Origin of the sequence: Shewanella sp. Isolate13, assembly GCF_022398325.1 — a bacterium.
In the GTDB taxonomy this organism is placed as follows: Bacteria; Pseudomonadota; Gammaproteobacteria; order Enterobacterales; family Shewanellaceae; genus Shewanella.
The window spans coordinates 25068-44033 of the sequence record NZ_JAKEVD010000018.1; the positions used below are offsets into that span (position 1 = coordinate 25068).

The window sequence follows — 18966 nt, forward strand, 5'->3', positions numbered from 1 at the left end:
CTGATTTACCATCGCAACGATCTGTAAAGTTCTCGCATTAAAAAAGGCGATGATAAAAAGCCAAGTCAATGCACAACTTGGTTAATGTCAATTTTGCCAATTATACCCCAACTTAAACCAAAGCATTAAGTCCTAAGGCCAAATTACTTACCTCATACTTTAATCCCGGCATTATTCCCCCCTATGACAGCTCACCTCAACGCCCAAAACAGTAATTCGTTGCTTTTAATTCGTGCTAAAAAAGCGCTAAAGCAGAAAAATTGCTCTAAATTTAATAACAGACAACCTCCATGCTCACCGCATGGTCAAAGCCTAGGGAGGAAGAATGCGACAGATCACCATAGATTGGTTTCGTCTATTTCGTTACTCACTACTGTTTGTCATTTTTTCTATGCTAATGACCATTTTTATACTGATCTGGTTTTCTAATAGCCTAGAGGAAGCTTGGCAGAAAGGCTTGATGTTAACGTTTGCTGAGTATGAAATGACCGTCGAACTGACGCTAACACTGCTCATATACATTAGCTTTCCGGTGCTGCTGTTTCGATTCCTCTACTACTTTTCTAAAATGCTCTATCGCGGTCGTAATCCTGGGGTTGCCATCATTAGTCATAAAACCTTATTTAACCCGCTAAATTTTTTATTGTTTCCAAGCTTACTCAATCCACAGGGGCTCAATTATCGTCGGCGCTGCTTGTTGGCCCTCATCTTACTGACCGCCATCTACTTGGTCATATTACTGATCACTTAATCTGTTCTAAAAATGCAGTCGCCTTATCAAGGTCACGGGTTCTGGCCATGGGCGGTAAGGAGTTTAAAAAAGCCTGCCCGTAAGGTTTATTGACGATTCTGTTATCACACAAAATCAGGACTCCCCTGTCTTTTTCATCGCGGATCAATCGACCCACTCCCTGATTCAAGGTGATCACCGCCTGAGGCAAGGATATTTCACTGAAGGGATCTTTACCTTCACGCTCAATGCTCTCACTGCGAGCACGGAACAAATTATCATCCGGTGAGATAAAGGGCAGCTTGTCGATGATCACACAGCTAAGTAACCGCCCACGCACGTCTACGCCTTCCCAAAAAGCGCCAGTGCCAAGCAGCACTGCATTGCCAAGTTGGCGATACTTTTTCAACAAGCTCTGTTTACCCGCCTGACCTTGTACCAAGATAGGGTAAGCTATACGTCTCTGTAGTGCTGGCGCGACAAGGTTGAGCATCCTGTGACTTGTAAACAAGATAAAGGTGCGCCCTTTCGCAGCATTAATCGCCTTAACGCAGACATCGACAAATTGTGTCAACGCAGCATGATGGTTATTCACACTAGATAAGTGCCGAGGCACGCAAAAAAGCGCATTTTTGGCATAATCGAAAGGGCTTTCCAGTAACATCTCTTGGCTCTGGGTTAAGCCAAGCTGGCGCGTAAATAAACTCAAATCACGGTTAATTTGCAGTGTCGCCGAGGTAAAAATCCACGAAACATTAGACTCAAACAGTTTTCGACACTCTTTGGCCACATCAATTGGCGCAATACGCAACACTAAATAACGGTGTCCATAATCGATACTATAGGCCGCCTGATTGTTCTCACATAAGAAAAATAGCTCTAGTTTGTTGGTAAGCACTTCGAGTTTTTCGATGACATCGTCGAGGTTATCGCTGCGTCCTGCATGACCAATCAACAGGCTCTGTAGCACTTTAATTTCTTTGATTAATGACCAAGAGAGCACCGACAACGCTTTATTCGCTAGCAAACGCCGCCAATCGTTATCGCCTAGCTCAAATAGCACTTGATGCCACTCGTTTAAAAGCGCTGAGCAGCGGGCACTGAGCAACTCTATCTGCTTGGCATCTCTCAATTCTTGACGGTATATATCAATCAACTTCTCAAATAGCTCAGACAATTGCCTCGTCGAGCACTGTTGACCAAAGTAAGTTACGGCGATATCGGGTAACAGGTGCGCCTCATCGAAGATCACCACATCTGAATCTGGTAATAACTCGGCAAAGCCTGTTTCTTTGATGATCCTATCGGCTAAAAAGAGGTGGTGATTAACCACAATAACCTTGGCGTCCATGGCACGATTGCGAGCCTTACGGGTAAAGCACTCATCGTAATAGTCGCAGCGCTGACCGATGCAGTTCTCTTTGCTACTGACAATTAACGGCAACGCGGGAGAGTTTTCGGACACCGCCATTAAACCGCCAATATCCCCATCCGTCGTCTGACCCGCCCATTGATTGATCCGCAAAAGATCGTCTAATACTTGGGTCTCCATCGAACTTGCGCCCGACAGTTCCTTCTCCATTAGATGTTGACACAAATAGTTATTGCGCCCTTTCAATAACGCCACCTTAGGTGTTAGCCCAAGCATGGCCAATAAGGCTGGTAAGTCTTTGTAAAACAATTGCTCTTGAAGGTTTTTACTGCCTGTGCTGACTATCACTTGCTTGCCACTTAATAGCGCAGGGATGAGATAAGCAAATGTCTTGCCTACGCCTGTTCCAGCTTCAACCACTAAGTTATTGCGGCTATGAATTGACTCCGCCACGGCCTTAGCCATCTTGGCCTGTACCTCGCGGCGACTATAGCCTTTTATCGACTGAGCCAATACACCTTGGCTTGAAAATGCCGCAGCAACTTGTTGTGTTAATCGAACATTCAAGAGGTAACGAACCTTTAATTTAGCTAAGCAGGCTTGCTTTTAGAAATTGCGGTGCAGTTTATCTCAATTAGCTCGGCAAGATTAGCTTTTGTTTTGTTTTATTTGATCCAGAGTTGCGAAACTTCTAACCTCACTAACCATTGTCCTGTTTTTAGAACAAGGCACTTAAAAGCACCATGTTTATTATCGATTTTCAGTTAAAAATGACATTTAGATGAAGTTTACTCATCTGCCGAAATAAGAGGTTGCAATCATTTTTAAAACTGATTAGTTTAAATACCAAGACAAGCAAGTCGCTTAGGCTAATAAGCAAGCCTTGAGCATTCTGAGCCATTAAAGCTCACAGATTTCAATTGAGAGAAACGAACATGACACAGCTTTTGAACACTATCCATCATCATCACCATATGCGGTAGCCTTCGGAAGCTTACTGCCGAAGGACTATTTCCTTCCGGCGGTTGATTTAAAAATATCAAAAACCCTTGGAAGGAATTCCAAGGGTTTTTTGGTTTTATCTTAACAGATTGTTTTATAAGAATTTTTGAATCAACCAATAGGACGTTATCCATGTCAGAGTCAAATAGATTACGCATCGCCATCCAAAAGTCAGGCCGTTTATCGAAAGAATCACAGAAGCTATTAAAGAGCTGTGGGGTTAAATTTAACGTTAATGAGCAGCGCCTTATCGCTCACTCTGACAACATGCCAATCGATCTTCTTCGAGTGCGTGATGACGATATTCCAGGGCTTGTTATGGACGGTGTTGTTGACCTTGGGATCATCGGTGAGAATGTTCTGGAAGAGGAACAGATTGAACGTCAAACCTTAGGTAAGCCAGCGGACTGCATTAAGCTTCGTGAATTAGATTTTGGCGCTTGCCGCCTCTCTTTAGCTGTGCCTAATGAATTCGACTACCAAGGTGTGGGGTCATTGGAAGGGCTGAGGATCGCCACCTCTTACCCTAACCTGCTACGCCGCTACATGGAGCAGAAAGGCATCAATTATCGTGACTGTATGCTTAAAGGGTCAGTCGAAGTCGCGCCCAGAGCCGGACTTTCAGACGGGATCTGCGACTTAGTATCAACTGGTGCTACCTTAGAGGCAAACGGCCTCTACGAAACCGACGTGATCTACCGCTCTATGGCCTGCATCATCCAATCGAATCAATCACAGCCCGATGATAAACAAGCGCTCATCAATAAAATCTTATCTAGGATCAATGGCGTGGTACGCGCAAAAGAGAGCAAGTACATCTTGCTACACGCACCAAACGAGACCCTAGAGCAGATTGTCGCTCTGCTACCAGGTGCAGAGAACCCAACAGTGTTGCCACTAAATGACGATACCAACCGCGTTGCTATCCATGCCGTCAGCACCGAAGATCTGTTCTGGGACACCATGGAGCAACTGACGCAATTGGGCGCTAGCTCTATTCTAGTTATGCCAATTGAAAAGATGATGGGGTAAAAGCCATGCAGATCCTCAACTGGCAATCACTCAGCCCACAAGCGCAGTCAGCGGCACTGAAGCGCTCGCCATTAATTGGCGATAACAGCCTTGAGCAAAGTGTGGCTAGGATCATCGAAGCCGTCGTAGCCAATGGCGACGATGCCCTTAGGGATTTTAACCGAGAGTTCGACAGCATAAGCCTAGAGACACTAAAGCTAACTACAGCTGAAATAGCTCAAAGCTGCAAACAGGTACCCGATGAACTGAAACAGGCCATCGCCCAAGCTAAGGCCAATATCGAACGCTTTCACCAAGCGCAGCAACAGCCAAAGGTGGATATCAAGACTCAAACGGGGATCCGCTGTGAGCTTCGCTCCGAGCCTATTGAACGCGTAGGCCTCTATATTCCTGGCGGCACGGCGCCACTTATCTCTACCGTGCTCATGTTAGCACTGCCAGCCAAGATAGCTGGTTGCGCTAAACGAGTATTAGTGAGCCCGCCTCCTATCAATGATGCCATCGTCTATGCCGCTAATGCTTGTGGAATCGATGAGATCTACCAGATCGGCGGCGCTCAAGCCATCGCCGCATTAGCGTTCGGCACCGAGTCAATTCCACAGGTCGATAAAATTTTTGGGCCAGGTAACCGCTTTGTCACCGAGGCAAAGCGCGCCGTGAGTCAAGATAATCGCTGTACGGTCAGTATTGATATGCCAGCGGGTCCATCTGAAGTGCTTATCATCGCAGATACTCAAGCGAATGCTGACTTTGTTGCCGCCGATCTTTTATCTCAGGCCGAGCACGGCGCCGACTCACAGGTAATGCTTGTTACTGACTCCAGCGAGCTAGCAGAAGCGGTCGACTCTGCACTTGCTGAACAGCTTAAGCTACTACCGCGCGCAGAGATAGCGACGATTGCACTTGAGAGTAGCCGCACACTAATCGTTGAAGATCTGCAGATGGCGGCTAAGGTCTCAAACCTCTATGGGCCTGAGCACCTGCTCATTCAGACCCAAAACCCCAGAGCCATTCTTAATGATATTCGCGCCGCCGGCTCGGTGTTTTTAGGGGCATACACCCCCGAATCGGTGGGAGACTATGCCAGTGGAACCAACCACGTATTACCCACCTACGGCTACAGTAAAACCGTTTCGAGCCTGTCTCTGGCTGACTTTAGCCGTCGATTCACGGTGCAAGAGCTCACACCTCGAGGGCTGCAAACTATCGCTGATAGCGTGATGACACTAGCAGCAGCCGAGCAATTAGATGCCCATAAGAATGCCGTTGCAGTCCGTCTAGCAAGCCTTAACAAAAGGGATACAAGCACAGATGACACCAATGAGGAGTGGTTATGAACACAGCACTCAATAACCCAACGAGCGAGTTAAATCTTGCTCAGCGCCTTGCCAGATCAGAGTTACTCGATCTGCAGGTCTATCAATCGGCTAGGCGTATAGGGGGTCAGGGCGATATCTGGATCAACGCAAATGAGTCGCCCTTTAATAATAGTGAGCTTGAAGGCTTAAACCGTTATCCAGAATGTCAGCCACCTGAGCTTATTGCAGCCTATAGTCGTTATAGCCAAGTCGCTACTGACAGCATTATCACCAGTCGCGGCGCAGACGAAGCCATAGAGTTACTCATTCGCGCCTTTTGTGTACCCGGTAAAGACTGCATAGCCACCTTTGGCCCTACTTATGGCATGTACGCTATCAGCGCAAAGACCTTTAATGTCGAAGTAAAAGCGTTATCGCTGACAGCTGATTTTCAGCTCCCCACTGATTACCAGACTCAAGTCAGTGGCGCCAAGTTAGTGTTTATCTGTAATCCCAATAATCCAACGGGCAGCGTGATCCCGCGAGATAAAATCATCGATGTTATCGAGAACTGCCAAGACGCTATCGTGGTTGTGGATGAGGCGTATATCGAGTTTAGCCCTGAGTACAGCGTTGCCGATTTAGTTGCTAGCTCTACTAATCTCGTTGTTTTACGCACGTTATCAAAAGCCTTTGCACTCGCAGGCGCTCGCTGCGGCTTCTTGCTGGCTAATCCAAACATTATCGACATTTGCATGCGAGTGATTGCCCCGTATCCGGTGCCCCTTCCCGTCAGCGACGTCGCCACCAAGGCACTGAGCACAGCAGGACTCGAGACCATGGTTAAGCAAGTCAGTGAAATGAAGCGCCAAGGCCTTAGGTTAGCAGCCGCATTACAGCGATATGGAGCCAAGGTGGTAAAGGCCCACGGTAACTATGTGCTTGCCGAATTTGATGACAAACAAGCTGTGCAGCAAAAGCTCAAGGCCGCAGGCGTTATTGCTCGAGCTTATAGCGATCCGCGTCTTAGCCAAGCTATCCGCTTTAGCTTTACTAACCAGAGACAAACGGATTACCTCATCGACCTATTCCAGAATGAATAAGAGCCAAGGATAAGTACGCATTTAATTAGCTGATATAAATAAAAAATTACAAAAGCTTGTTGATTTTAGTTAGCCAAGCTGAACACTGAAAGGTAGCCACACAATGAAGCAGAAAATATTATTTATCGACCGCGATGGCACTATCATCGAAGAGCCCGTCACTGATAAACAGGTCGATAGTTTAGCCAAGCTAGTGTTTGAACCCAATGTGATCCCTGCGTTACTCAGACTACAAAACGCTGGTTTCCGTTTGGTGATGGTCAGTAACCAAGACGGCTTAGGTACCCCCTCTTTTCCGAAGAACGACTTTGACGCCCCACAAAATATGATGATGCAGATCTTAAATAGCCAAGGGGTGTTATTTGATGATGTGTTGATCTGTCCTCACTTTGACGATGAAAACTGTAGCTGCCGCAAGCCCAAGCTCGGGTTAGTCAAAGAGTACCTGACATCGGGCAAAATTGACTTTACTCAATCAGCTGTCATCGGCGACCGTCATACCGATCTTGGGCTTGCCGATGCAATGGGTATTTTAGGCTTGCAATATAATCCACAAACTCTGAACTGGAACGCCATTACCGACCAGCTACTGAGTAAAAACCGTAGTGCAACCGTCACCCGTACAACCAAAGAGACGGATATTCGTGTCACGGTGGATTTAGACTCAAGCGGCAAAGGTGCCATTAATACCGGCATCGGCTTTTTTGACCATATGCTTGAGCAGATATCCACTCACGGTAATTTTAAGATGGATGTACAGGTCGATGGTGACCTAGAAATTGACGATCACCACAGTGTAGAAGATACGGCACTCGCTATCGGTGATGCACTGCGCCAAGCCCTAGGCGATAAGCGCGGTATCGCCCGCTTTGGCAATGCGTTCGAGCAAGCGATCCCAATGGATGAAGCCAGTGCAAGCTGCCTATTAGACCTATCTGGCCGCCCGTTTATTAAGTTCGATGGCGACTTTGAGCGTGAACTCGTTGGCCAAATGGCCACCGAAATGGTACCGCACTTCTTCCGTTCTTTTGCCGATGGCCTACGTTGCACCTTACACATTAGCACTCAGGGTGATAACAATCACCACAAGGTTGAGAGCTTGTTTAAAGTCCTCGGCCGTACCCTACGACAAGCCGTTGCGATAGAAGGCGACGCGCTGCCCTCAAGTAAAGGTGTGCTATGAGCCAACAAGATAAAACAGCCTTGAGCGAAAATTTAGCCCTGGGCAATGAGTCAGCCGTGGGCAATAAAAAAGCGATCGTCGGCAACACCGTCATCATCGACACAGGTTGCGCCAACTTAAGCTCTGTGCGTTACGCCTTTGAGCGTCTAATGACCGAGCTTGAGCGCGAACGTCTTTTTGTTACCGATGACATTGAGACGATCAAGGCCGCCGAGCGCGTCGTCTTACCCGGCGTCGGTACTGCCGCAGCTGCGATGACGTCACTGCAAAACAAAGGCTTAGATAAGCTTATCCCCACTTTGACACAACCCGTGTTAGGTGTCTGCTTAGGCATGCAGATGTTGACACGAGTATCTAAAGAGCGCGGCAACCAAAGCGATGATAGCCCCTGTCTTAATATCATTACAACCGATATTGACTTGCTCGACACTCAAGGGCTCCCCCTGCCCCATATGGGCTGGAATCAGATAGTCCCAAGCGCACACCCTATTTTTAATGGGATCACAGCTGGCAGCTATGTCTATTTTGTGCACAGTTACCGCGCGCCAATCAGTAAGTACACGATTGCGACGGCTGAGCACGGCGAAACATTTAGCGCCGCAATCGCTGAAAATAACTTTATCGGCCTGCAGTTTCACCCGGAAAAGAGTGCCAAAGTGGGCGCAACAATGCTTGAAAACTTCCTCATGATGGACAGGGCAACCTTCACTCAAACAGATGATAAGCTGGCTAATAGCCAGCAAGGGGCGCAGTTATGATTATTCCAGCAATCGATCTTATCGACGGCCAAGTCGTTCGCCTCTATCAAGGCGACTATGCTCAGCAAACCACCTTTAACTTAAGCCCGTTAGACCAACTTAAGTCTTATCAGCAACAAGGCGCCAATCTACTGCATATCGTCGACTTGACCGGGGCGAAAGATCCCGCGAAACGCCAGACAAAGCTTATCTGCGAACTGGTCAATAACCTTGAGACGCCAATCCAAGTTGGTGGCGGCATTCGCACCGAAGCCCAGTTAAGCGAGCTTCTGGAGATAGGTGTCAGTCGCGCAGTGATTGGCTCCCTAGCGGTTAAGGAGCCTGAACTGGTGAAAAGCTGGTTTGTTAAATATGGTAGTGATGCTATCTGCCTCGCATTAGATGTGAATATTAATGAGCAAGGCGACAAGATTGTCGCCGTATCGGGTTGGCAGTCTGGCGGCGGAAAGAGCTTAGAGTCACTGGTAGAAGAGTTTAAATCCGTAGGCTTAAAACATGCGTTAGTCACAGATATTAGTCGTGATGGCACGCTCAAGGGCGCCAATACCCAGCTTTATAAAGAGATCGCCGAACGTTACCCAGATATTCAGTGGCAGGCCTCCGGCGGTATAGCCACCTTAGATGATGTCAGTGCAGTTAGAGATAGCGGCGCCTCGGGCATTATCATAGGTAAGGCGCTGCTCATTAATCAGTTTAGTGTTGAGGAGGCTATCACATGTTGGCCAAACGCATAGTTCCCTGCCTCGATGTTAAAGCGGGCAAAGTGGTAAAAGGAGTGCAATTTAGAAACCATGAGATCGTCGGTGATATCGTGCCTCTCGCCCAACGCTACGCCGATGAAGGTGCGGATGAGCTGGTCTTTTACGATATTACCGCCAGTGCTTACGATAGAGTGGTCGATAAGTCTTGGGTCAGTCGAGTAGCCGAGCGCATCGATATTCCTTTTTGCGTGGCTGGCGGCATTAGAACCATCGAGCAGGCGCGAGAAAAGCTTGCCTTTGGCGCCGATAAGATCTCAATCAACTCTCCCGCGCTGACCGACCCAAGCCTTATCAGCAGGCTGCAAGATGAATTTGGTCGCCAGTGTATCGTAATAGGTATCGACTCTTACTACGACGCCAATAGCGATAGCTATAGGGTCAAACAATTTACAGGAGATGAAGCGGCAACCAAGGATACCCAATGGTTTACCCAAGATTGGGTTGAAGAGGTGCAGAAACAGGGCTGCGGCGAAATCGTCTTAAATGTGATGAATCAGGATGGCGTACGCCAGGGCTATGATATTAAGCAGCTGTCGATGATCCGAGCCATCAGTGATGTACCGTTAATCGCATCGGGCGGTGCGGGTACCATGGCGCACTTTAAGGATGTATTTAGTCAAGCCAATGTCGATGCTGCGCTGGCAGCAAGCGTATTTCATAAAGGGATCATCGATATCCAAGAGTTAAAACTGTATCTTAAAAATAACCGGATTGCAGTACGCGTTTAAGGGAGTTCGAATAGATTCAATTAAACGAGTTAATCAAATTAGGGACTTAATATGACTAAGATTGGCCAATCAAAGCCGATAGACAACAAGCTTGTTAGTCTATTGGACTGGGAAAAAACTAACGGGTTAATCCCGGCGGTAGTGCAAAACTTCCTCACGGGGAAAGTACTGATGCTCGGCTACATGGATAAAGCCGCACTAGATAAGACGCTATCGACGAAACAGGTGACCTTTTTCAGTCGAAGCAAGCAAAGGCTCTGGACCAAGGGGGAAACCTCAGGTAACACCCTTGAGTTAATCGCAATCGATATGGACTGCGACAATGATAGCTTGCTAGTACAAGTGATCCCTAATGGGCCGACTTGCCATAAAGGCACTGAAAGTTGCTGGAAAGACGGTAACGCCCACAGTTTTATCGATAACCTTGCTACTCTCATTGCGTCACGCAAAGGGCAAGACCCAGAGTCAAGCTATACCGCCCACCTGTTTGAGCGAGGTACTAAGCGCATCGCCCAGAAAGTCGGTGAGGAAGGGTTAGAAACGGCATTAGCCGCGGCGACTCATGATAAAGCGGAGCTGATAGATGAGGCCTCGGATCTTATCTACCACTTGTTAGTGCTACTAGAAGATCAGCAGTTGAGTATGCAAGATATCAACTTAAATCTGATGAAGAGACACAATAAGGCCAAGTAGCCGAGTGATAGGGGCGTAAGTTAAATTTACGCCCTCTGTCTTTATACAATCATTCATCCGTGAGAATCACTTTTAACAGCATAATATTTCAATTTCTCCCCTATTTAGTGCTCTATTTTACACTATAGAAAACACTGTTTTTACAACGAGTAAAACTCAGGTTGCCCTAGTGTTGCGACCCCCAACTTCTGATACAATCTGCGCCACTAAAATTAAGCTTCTCAATAATAAAAGTGTGCCCTATGAATCTTGCAGATAAAGTTTTAGTCGTAAATGACAACCTCCCTATTCGAACCAATAAGCCTATTCACTCAGGTAAGGTTCGCAGTGTTTACTGGTTAACCGAAGAAGATAGCGCGCGGTTAATCAAGGACAAAGGTTATGATGTACCAGCCGATGCTCCACTTGCGATTATGGTTATTAGTGACCGTATCTCAGCATTTGATTGTGTTTGGCAAGGTGAAAATGGTCTAAACGGTGTACCAGGTAAAGGTACTGCGCTTAATGCCATCTCAAACCACTGGTTTAAACTTTTCAAAGATAAAGGGCTTGCCGATAGTCACATCCTAGACATCCCCCACCCACTGGTGTGGATTGTACAGAAAGCCCGTCCTGTGATGATTGAAGCGATTGCACGTCAATATATTACTGGCTCAATGTGGCGTTCATACACTAAAGGTGAGCGTGAATTCTGTGGCATTACTATCCCAGAAGGATTAGAGAAAGATCAAAAGCTGCCAGAGCTACTGATCACACCATCGACTAAGGGTGTATTAACCGGCCTTGAAGGCGTACCAGAAGCCGATGACGTAAACGTCTCACGTAGCGACATTGAGCGCCACGTAGCAGGCTTTAATTTCAGCAGCCTATCCGATATCGATCTTTACGAAAAGCTACTTAGAGAAGGTTTTGACGTGATTAGCGATGCTTTAGCAGAGCATGATCAAATCTTTGTCGATACCAAGTTTGAATTTGGCTACGTCAACGATGCCGCTGGTAATGAAAAGCTTATCTACATGGATGAGGTGGGTACCCCTGATAGCTCACGTATTTGGGATGGTTCATCGCACCGTGATGGTAAGATCATCGAGCAATCTAAAGAAGGCTTTAGGCAGTGGCTGCTTAACCACTTCCCTGATCCAGATATCCTGTTAAACAAGAATCGTATGGAAGAGCGCTTTGCCCTTGCAAGGGACAACAAGCTGCCAGAATCTGTGATGATGGATATCTCTAACACTTATGTGGGCATTGCCGAGAAGATCATTGGTGAGAAGCTACATATCAGTGATAATCCTAAGCAGGAAATCATCGATACCTTACGTGACGAGTACCAACTTATCGTCTAATCGAGCGAGTGGCTATAGTTATCGGTTTGATTGATGACCTCAGCTAAACAATAAAAAAGCCGCAATCTCTATTGCGGCTTTTTTGTGAATCAATCTTTCATCCTGAGATAAAATACAGACAATCTCTAAATGAATAACCCAGACAGACTATTTATAAATGGATGCTTCACCTTCTGGGCGAGTCTTAAGCACTTTCAAAAACCACATATATTGTTCTGGGTAAGCTAAGATCACCTGCTCTACCGCCTTATTTAAGGCGATGGCTTCATTTTCTTTACCCTGCATGGTTTCTGGATCAATTGCAGGCATAACGGTTAAATCAAAATGGCGTTTAGCTTGATCGTAACCAATCTTGACTGGCATCACTTGCGCGTTACCCGCCTGAGCTAAGCGGCCCACCACAGGCAATGTCGCCTTAGTGGTGCCAAGAAACGGCGCAAATACACTCTTATCACGTCCAAGATCTTCATCGGGTAGATAAAAGAAGCTGTTATCTTGCTTAAGTTCAGCTAACAAGGCTCTAATACCGGCTTCACGCATATAGATATTGCCCCCTTGAGAGCTTCTCATACGGTTATTGAACCAGTTAAACAGATCATTCTTATGGGCCTTTGCCATCGAAACCATGGGTAAATCGAGGTTAAGCCTTAGACCTGCATACTCAATACCCCACACGTGTGGCATGATAAAAATCACCGGCTGACCTGCAGCTCTTGCTTTTTCAACATGTTCAAAGCCATGTAGCTGTACCCTGCGTCTCATATGAGCACGAGACTTTAGCATCAACTCAGACTGAGCCAGCAAGATCATGACGAAGTTTTCGACGTTATCTAACACTAGCGCGTCGATCTCATCGGCAGACTTTTCAGGAAAACAGGTGGTCAAATTTGCTCTAGCAACCTTAATTGGCTTCTTTGCTATCTTCATGACCAATTTAGCTAGCACACGAGCAATGGGATCCCTTAACCATGCAGGCATAAGACCAAATACCACCAGCACTAGAATAGCGCCCCAAGTTAACCAATATCTTGGGTGCAATAGACTCAGGTTAAAACGTCGGTCAAAATACTTCGGCTTTCTAGACAAGAATAAAACCTCTACAGCAAATGGAAACAGAAAAAGCCACTCAATTGAGTGGCCTCTTCATTACAGTGCTAAAGCAATTACTTCTTTGCGTTAGCCTCTTCGACGCGGCTTTTGAGTTTCTGTCCCGGACGGAACGTCACTACGCGGCGTGCCGAAATTGGGATATCTTCTCCCGTCTTTGGGTTCCTTCCCGGTCTTTGATTCTTGTCCCTCAGGTCAAAGTTGCCAAAGCCAGATAGCTTGACCTGCTCACCACTTTCAAGAGCTTGACGAATTTCTTCGAAAAACGTCTCTACCATCTCTTTCGCTACTCTCTTGTTGATACCTAGCGTTTCAAAAAGATGTTCTGCCATTTCGGCTTTGGTAAGTGCCATACTTTTAGTCCCTCAACGATGCGTTGAACTCGTCTTTCAGAGCAGAAACCACGACGTCTACCATCTCTGCGATCTCTTTCTCTTCCAATGTACGAGCGTTGTCTTGTAATAAGAGTGCTATTGCAAGGCTCTTTTTGCCTTCCTCTACACCTTTACCTCGGTATACATCGAACAAGTTTATGCCAACCAACTGATTTTCGCCAACTTTTCTTATCAATTTTACAACATCATTTGCAGCAACAGCGTCATCAACGACGATGGCGATATCACGGCGGTTAGCTGGAAACTTAGACACAGTCTGGGCTAGCGGCAAATTAGCGTGCAATAAAGCATCTAATTCTAGCTCGAAAATAATTGTTTTTCCGTTTAGGCCAAATGGCTTCTCTAGGCTCGGATGAACCGTTCCTATGATACCAATTACGCGATCATCTCTTAAGATTTCAGCACATTGCCCCGGATGAAGTGCTGGATGAGTCGCCGCTCTGAAACTAAATTCAGCATCAGCAACAGTCAAACCGATGACCGCTTCTAGGTCACCTTTAAGGTCGAAGAAATCAACCGTCTTTGACTCCATTGTCCAATGTTCGTCATTCTGATTACCGGCAATTACCGCAGCAAGCATAGGTTGCTGTGACACGCCCGATTCAGCAGACTCGTTTGGTACGAAACGTAGGCCCGTTTCGAACAGTCTTACACGGTTTTGCTGACGGCTCTGGTTATAACCCACAGCTGTCAACAGACCGGTAAACATAGAAAGACGCATAGCCGACATTTCAACCGAAATTGGGTTCGGTAGGATCATAGCTTCAGCACCTGGGTGAACCAGCTCCTGCTGCTTAGGATCGACAAAGCTATAGGTCACAGCTTCTTGGAAGCCACGTGCCACTAACATGCTGCGAACACGCTTGATGTTAATGTTCGACTCTTTGTGATCAGACATGCTTAACTGCGCGATAGGCGCAATATTTGGAATATTGTTGTAGCCGTAAATGCGGGCAACTTCTTCAATCAAGTCTTCTTCAATTGCCATATCGAAACGGTAAGTGGCGGTAGTGACATTCCACTGCCCTTCACTCACTTCAACAGCAAAACCTAAACGCTCTAGAATTTCTTTAACTTCGCCATCTTCGATATGATGACCCAAAGTCTTATCTAGCTTGCTGCGACGCAATAGGATCTGTACAGGCTTAGGAAGATTCTCTTCAGACTTAGCTTCTACAACTGGGCCAGCTTCACCGCCACAGATCTCAAGTACTAGACGACTTGCACGATCCATAACCTTTTGTTGAAGTTCAGGATCGACACCACGCTCGAAACGGTGTGATGCATCGGTATGTAGACCAATACGGCGTGCCTTACCCAAAATCGCTAACGGTGCAAAATAAGCACACTCAAGAACGATATCAGTTGTATCAGTAGTCACACCGCTATGTTCGCCACCAAATACACCCGCAAGGGCCAATGGCTTAACTTGGTCAGCAATGATCAGCATATCTTCTGGGATAGTGATTTCGTTGCCATCAAGCAGAGTCAGTTTCTCTTCACCGTTAGGCTTACGAACTTGAATACCGCCATCTAACTTAGCTAAGTCAAATGCGTGCATAGGCTGACCGAATTCAATCAACACATAGTTAGTAATATCGACAATCGGATCGATTGAACGGATACCGCTACGACGCAACTTCTCTTGCATCCATAATGGCGTTTCAGCTTTGACATTTACGTTCTTAATCACGCGGCCCAAGTAACGGCCACACTCTTGCTCAGCTTGGATATCCACAGTCACAGCATCATCGATGCTGGCTTCTACCGCTTCCCAAGTAGGCTCTATAACCGCTTGACGGTTTAATACGCCCACTTCACGAGCAAGACCTGCCATACCTAGACAATCTGCACGGTTCGCGGTTAAATCAACATCGATAACCGCATCGTTTAGATCTAGGTAATCACGAACGTCTTGACCAATTGGTGCGTCAAGTGGCAATTCAATGATGCCGTCGCTTTCGATATCAACACCTAGTTCACCAAATGAGCACAGCATACCGAATGATGGCTGGCCACGTAATTTGGCTTTCTTAATTTTGAAATCGCCTGGCAGTACCGCGCCGACCATAGCCACAGCGACTTTAAGACCTAGGCGGCAGTTTGCAGCACCACAGACGATGTCGATTAGCTCTTCGCCACCGACATTAATCTTAGTAACACGCAGTTTATCTGCATCTGGATGCTGACCGCACTCAACGACTTCACCAACGATAACGCCGCTAAAATCGGCTGCAACAGGCTCAATACCGTCAACTTCTAGACCAGCCATTGTAATTTGGTGTGCTAACTCTTCACGATTTACGCTCGGGTTAACCCACTCACGAAGCCAAGATTCACTAAATTTCATGCTATTATAGCTCCGTTTATTTAAACTGCTTCAGGAAGCGTAGATCGTTTTCGAAGAATGAACGTAGATCGTTAACGCCATAACGCAACATTGAAAGACGCTCAACACCCATGCCAAATGCGAAGCCAGAGTACTTCTCTGGATCGATGCCAACACTGCGAAGTACATTCGGATGCACCATACCGCAACCTAGCACCTCTAACCACTTACCGTTCTTACCCATCACATCCACTTCGGCAGAAGGCTCTGTGAATGGGAAGTATGAAGGACGGAAACGCACTTCTAAATCTTCTTCGAAGAAATTACGTAGGAAGTCGTGCAAAATGCCTTTAAGCTCGGCAAAGTTAACGTTTTCAGCAACTAACAAACCTTCAACTTGATGGAACATCGGTGTGTGAGTTTGGTCGTAGTCATTGCGGTATACACGGCCTGGAGAGATGATGCGTAAAGGTGGCTTCTCGTGCTCCATAGTGCGGATCTGCACACCAGAAGTTTGCGTACGTAACATGACTTTCGGATTAAAGTAGAAGGTATCATGGTCAGCACGTGCTGGATGATGCTCAGAGATGTTTAACGCATCAAAGTTATGAAAATCATCTTCGATCTCTGGGCCATCTTTAACGGTAAAACCAAGCTCGCCAAAGAAAGCTTCGATGCGCTCAATGGTACGAGTAACTGGGTGTAAACCACCGTTTTCAATACGACGACCAGGAAGACTCACATCGATGCTTTCAGCCTTCAACTGAGCTTCAAGCTCAGCAGCTTTCAGGCCATCGATGCGAATAGATAATTGCTTTTGAACCGCTTGCTTAGCTTGGTTCACAGCTTGACCAAAAGCTGGTTTCTCTTCTGGAGGAAGTTTCCCCATCATTTTCATCATGTCGGTGATTTGACCTTTCTTACCAAGGTAATCGACACGGAGGTCATCGAGAGCTTTTAAATCTGTAGCTCCTTCGATGGCGGCTAAAGCCTGTTCTACGATCTCTGTTAACTGTGACATCATCTCTTCCAGTGCAAGTAAGTCCTAGACCTACGACTTTTGGGCTAACGTATTTTCTTTGTGAAAATAGAAAAAGACTAAAATTTTACGTTAGACAGGGACATTTGACTAGGGCTAATTCACTTTTTTCGATGCTAACTGTTTATTTTGCTTAGTCCTTATACAGCAGATACTAAATCACCGAACAATTAACCTTAAGTTTCTCTTATAGGTGGCCAGCCACTGAAGCTTGCGAACCTTCGAGTAACAGACTCGGTAGCGCTTGCTAGATTGTTTTTCTAACAAATGCCCATCATTTAGATATGACGTTATTCAATAACTTAAGTAATCCTTGGAATAAAAAGTCACCAAATACACCCCGTATCGTAAAAAAATAGTTAAGGAACGCCCTGACCTTCCGATAAATAACTAAGTCGCCGCTAAATATAAAAAGAGAATACGATGAAAGAAGTGAAGTTCCGTTGGGTCGATAAATACCTTATCCATATGACCCTTAAATCAAAGTTTGCCTTATTAGCGATAATTCCCATCATTACCCTTCTCGGCCTGTCGGCTCTGCTCAATAGCGAGTACAGGCAAAACTTAGTCGATAGCCAAGTCGCGCAAACTCAAGAGTTCAACCAAACACTGAGTCATACCCTCGACACGGCCTATCAATATATACCTGCAGAAAATAGAGATGCATTTCTTAACGCGTTAAACGGCCAAGTCGCTGTTCATCAGCAGAGCAATGCTAGCCACCAAATCTCATCCTTAGCTGCAAAAGGTGGCGAAGCCGCCATTGAAGGTGACAAGATCCGAAGTGTGAGTCCACAAAGTCCGCTCGGGCTAATTACAGTTTTAACCACCAAGCAGAACACTGAAAGCCATAACGAATATCTTGCCTATCTTGCGACCGCCATATTGATCTGCATTATCTTAATCGTCAGCTACTATATTTCGAGTTTCGTTGGCGGTGCGCTCTATACCAACGTCATGGCGCTAAAAAGAGCAGCTGAAGGCGATCTCACGGGGCGGCTGAATTTTTTCGAGGTTAAAGATGAGTTTAGTATTCTAGCGATAAGTATCGACACCCTCGTCGAGCGTCAGCATAAATTGGTTACTGAAATGACCAATGCTAGCCTACAGATCCGCAATGTCGTTCAAGCATTTAGAAACACTGCGCAGGAAGGACAATCTTTAGCGATGAATCAGCGCCAACATATTGACTCATTAGCGACCGCCATGGAGCAGATGACCGCAGCGGTATCGGAAGTCGCCCGCAATGCTGAGATGTCATCTACAGAAACCCAAGAAGCCAATGTTCAGGTCGATGCTGGTTCTCGTGATATCGCTATCACAGTTGAAGCGATCGGTAGCCTGTCAGTAGAGATCGGTGATGCTTCAGAAGCGGTGAACAATCTCAATGACAATGCAGCCAAAATTGATGAGGTTGTCACCACCATTAACGCAATCTCAGAGCAAACAAACCTACTCGCGTTAAATGCAGCGATTGAGGCGGCCCGCGCCGGAGAGCAGGGTCGTGGATTTGCGGTAGTTGCCGATGAGGTCAGAACTCTTGCAGGCCGCACGCAAGCCGCAACCGTTGAGATTAAAACCATGATTGAGGCACTACAATCAGGTGCGCGTAACTTAAAGTTAGTAATGAGCCGCACCGTAGAGAAGGCCGAAGAAGGTAAGAAACACGTGCTAGATACAGGCAAAGATCTACAAGGGATAGCCCATCACAGTGCCAAAGTCTATGAAATGAGTGTTCTGATCGCCACCTCGGCAGAGGAACAATCCTCCGTCGCTAACGAGATTGCCACCAACCTGATGGACATTCGAAATCAATCTCACGATGTCGAACAATCGGCAAACCAATCGGTATCTGGCTGTGATGAATTACATGCAACGGCAGAGCAACTGGATAAATTGCTTATTGGCCTAAAGATATAATTTAAAAACTGCGGTAAAAAAGCAGCCTTTTGGCTGCTTTTTTTTGATTTAAAAGAAATTTACGCCCCCAGTCGACTGCATTTGTTTTACAAAAAAACAACAAGGCTTATATAATTAGCTCAGAATAAAAACCATACCTTTTTTAGTACGGATACCAATTGAGGGGCGTG

General features: G+C 46.3%; 16 protein-coding genes and 1 other annotated feature. Of the genes, 11 read left to right on the plus strand and 5 right to left on the minus strand.

The genetic code is table 11. The annotated features are described in order from the left end of the window. Positions 1–325: 325 nt before the first annotated feature. The gene (locus tag L1D44_RS12570) at positions 326–751 is read left to right on the plus strand and encodes a hypothetical protein (protein ID WP_220767522.1); all 426 of its coding nucleotides are present in this window, start codon (positions 326–328) and stop codon (positions 749–751) included. On the opposite strand, the gene L1D44_RS12575 is transcribed toward L1D44_RS12570, so the two are convergent. Beyond that, complete coding sequence (locus tag L1D44_RS12575; protein WP_239891107.1) at positions 744–2669, minus strand: ATP-dependent DNA helicase; 1926 nt, start codon at positions 2667–2669, stop codon at positions 744–746. The genes L1D44_RS12570 and L1D44_RS12575 overlap by 8 nt on opposite strands. Positions 2670–3060: 391 nt before the next feature. Further along, positions 3061–3179, plus strand: a sequence feature (His leader region). A 57-nt stretch (positions 3180–3236) separates the two neighbouring features. On the opposite strand from L1D44_RS12575, the gene hisG reads away from it, so the two are divergent. The 9 genes from hisG to L1D44_RS12620 all read left to right on the plus strand — a co-directional run bounded on the left by hisG (position 3237) and on the right by L1D44_RS12620 (position 12006). Further along, positions 3237–4136: an ATP phosphoribosyltransferase gene (hisG, locus tag L1D44_RS12580; protein ID WP_220767525.1), complete on the plus strand. Its 900-nt coding sequence runs from the start codon at positions 3237–3239 to the stop codon at positions 4134–4136. Positions 4137–4141: 5 nt separating this feature from the next. Beyond that, the gene (gene hisD, locus L1D44_RS12585) at positions 4142–5473 is read left to right on the plus strand and encodes a histidinol dehydrogenase (protein WP_239891109.1); all 1332 of its coding nucleotides are present in this window, start codon (positions 4142–4144) and stop codon (positions 5471–5473) included. Further along, on the plus strand, positions 5470–6537 hold the full coding sequence (gene hisC, locus L1D44_RS12590) for a histidinol-phosphate transaminase (protein WP_239891110.1): 1068 nt from the start codon (positions 5470–5472) through the stop codon (positions 6535–6537). Before hisD ends, hisC begins: the two co-directional genes overlap by 4 nt. 103 nt (positions 6538–6640) lie before the next feature. Beyond that, positions 6641–7720, plus strand: a complete 1080-nt coding sequence (gene hisB, locus L1D44_RS12595; protein ID WP_239891112.1) for a bifunctional histidinol-phosphatase/imidazoleglycerol-phosphate dehydratase HisB — start codon at positions 6641–6643, stop codon at positions 7718–7720. Then, positions 7717–8478: an imidazole glycerol phosphate synthase subunit HisH gene (hisH, locus tag L1D44_RS12600; RefSeq protein WP_239891114.1), complete on the plus strand. Its 762-nt coding sequence runs from the start codon at positions 7717–7719 to the stop codon at positions 8476–8478. Before hisB ends, hisH begins: the two co-directional genes overlap by 4 nt. Continuing rightward, positions 8475–9212, plus strand: coding sequence for a 1-(5-phosphoribosyl)-5-[(5-phosphoribosylamino)methylideneamino]imidazole-4-carboxamide isomerase (hisA, locus tag L1D44_RS12605; protein ID WP_239891117.1), 738 nt, complete (start codon positions 8475–8477; stop codon positions 9210–9212). The genes hisH and hisA overlap by 4 nt, the downstream gene beginning before the upstream one ends. Further along, positions 9194–9967: an imidazole glycerol phosphate synthase subunit HisF gene (gene hisF / locus L1D44_RS12610; protein WP_239891119.1), complete on the plus strand. Its 774-nt coding sequence runs from the start codon at positions 9194–9196 to the stop codon at positions 9965–9967. The genes hisA and hisF overlap by 19 nt, the downstream gene beginning before the upstream one ends. A 51-nt stretch (positions 9968–10018) precedes the next feature. Next, a complete protein-coding gene (gene hisIE, locus L1D44_RS12615) occupies positions 10019–10660 on the plus strand; it encodes a bifunctional phosphoribosyl-AMP cyclohydrolase/phosphoribosyl-ATP diphosphatase HisIE (protein ID WP_239891121.1) in 642 nt (213 codons plus the stop codon). 242 nt (positions 10661–10902) lie between these two features. Beyond that, on the plus strand, positions 10903–12006 hold the full coding sequence (locus L1D44_RS12620; RefSeq protein ID WP_239891123.1) for a phosphoribosylaminoimidazolesuccinocarboxamide synthase: 1104 nt from the start codon (positions 10903–10905) through the stop codon (positions 12004–12006). Positions 12007–12153: 147 nt separating this feature from the next. Here L1D44_RS12620 and lpxM read toward each other — a convergent pair whose 3' ends face one another. The 4 genes from lpxM to pheS all read right to left on the minus strand — a co-directional run bounded on the left by lpxM (position 12154) and on the right by pheS (position 16858). After that, positions 12154–13092: a lauroyl-Kdo(2)-lipid IV(A) myristoyltransferase gene (lpxM, locus tag L1D44_RS12625; protein ID WP_239891125.1), complete on the minus strand. Its 939-nt coding sequence runs from the start codon at positions 13090–13092 to the stop codon at positions 12154–12156. 77 nt (positions 13093–13169) lie between these two features. Continuing rightward, positions 13170–13466 (minus strand): integration host factor subunit alpha, encoded by a 297-nt coding sequence (gene ihfA / locus L1D44_RS12630; protein ID WP_012142935.1) that lies wholly within the window; start codon positions 13464–13466, stop codon positions 13170–13172. A 4-nt stretch (positions 13467–13470) separates the two neighbouring features. Further along, positions 13471–15858, minus strand: a complete 2388-nt coding sequence (gene pheT, locus L1D44_RS12635) for a phenylalanine--tRNA ligase subunit beta (RefSeq protein ID WP_239891126.1) — start codon at positions 15856–15858, stop codon at positions 13471–13473. A gap of 16 nt (positions 15859–15874) precedes the next feature. Further along, positions 15875–16858 carry a phenylalanine--tRNA ligase subunit alpha gene (pheS, locus tag L1D44_RS12640; protein WP_202720151.1) on the minus strand — a complete coding sequence of 328 codons (984 nt, stop codon included), beginning with the start codon at positions 16856–16858 and terminating at the stop codon, positions 15875–15877. A gap of 441 nt (positions 16859–17299) precedes the next feature. Between pheS and L1D44_RS12645 the strand changes: the two genes are divergently transcribed. Beyond that, positions 17300–18796 carry a methyl-accepting chemotaxis protein gene (locus tag L1D44_RS12645; protein WP_239891128.1) on the plus strand — a complete coding sequence of 499 codons (1497 nt, stop codon included), beginning with the start codon at positions 17300–17302 and terminating at the stop codon, positions 18794–18796. Positions 18797–18966 lie beyond the last annotated feature (170 nt).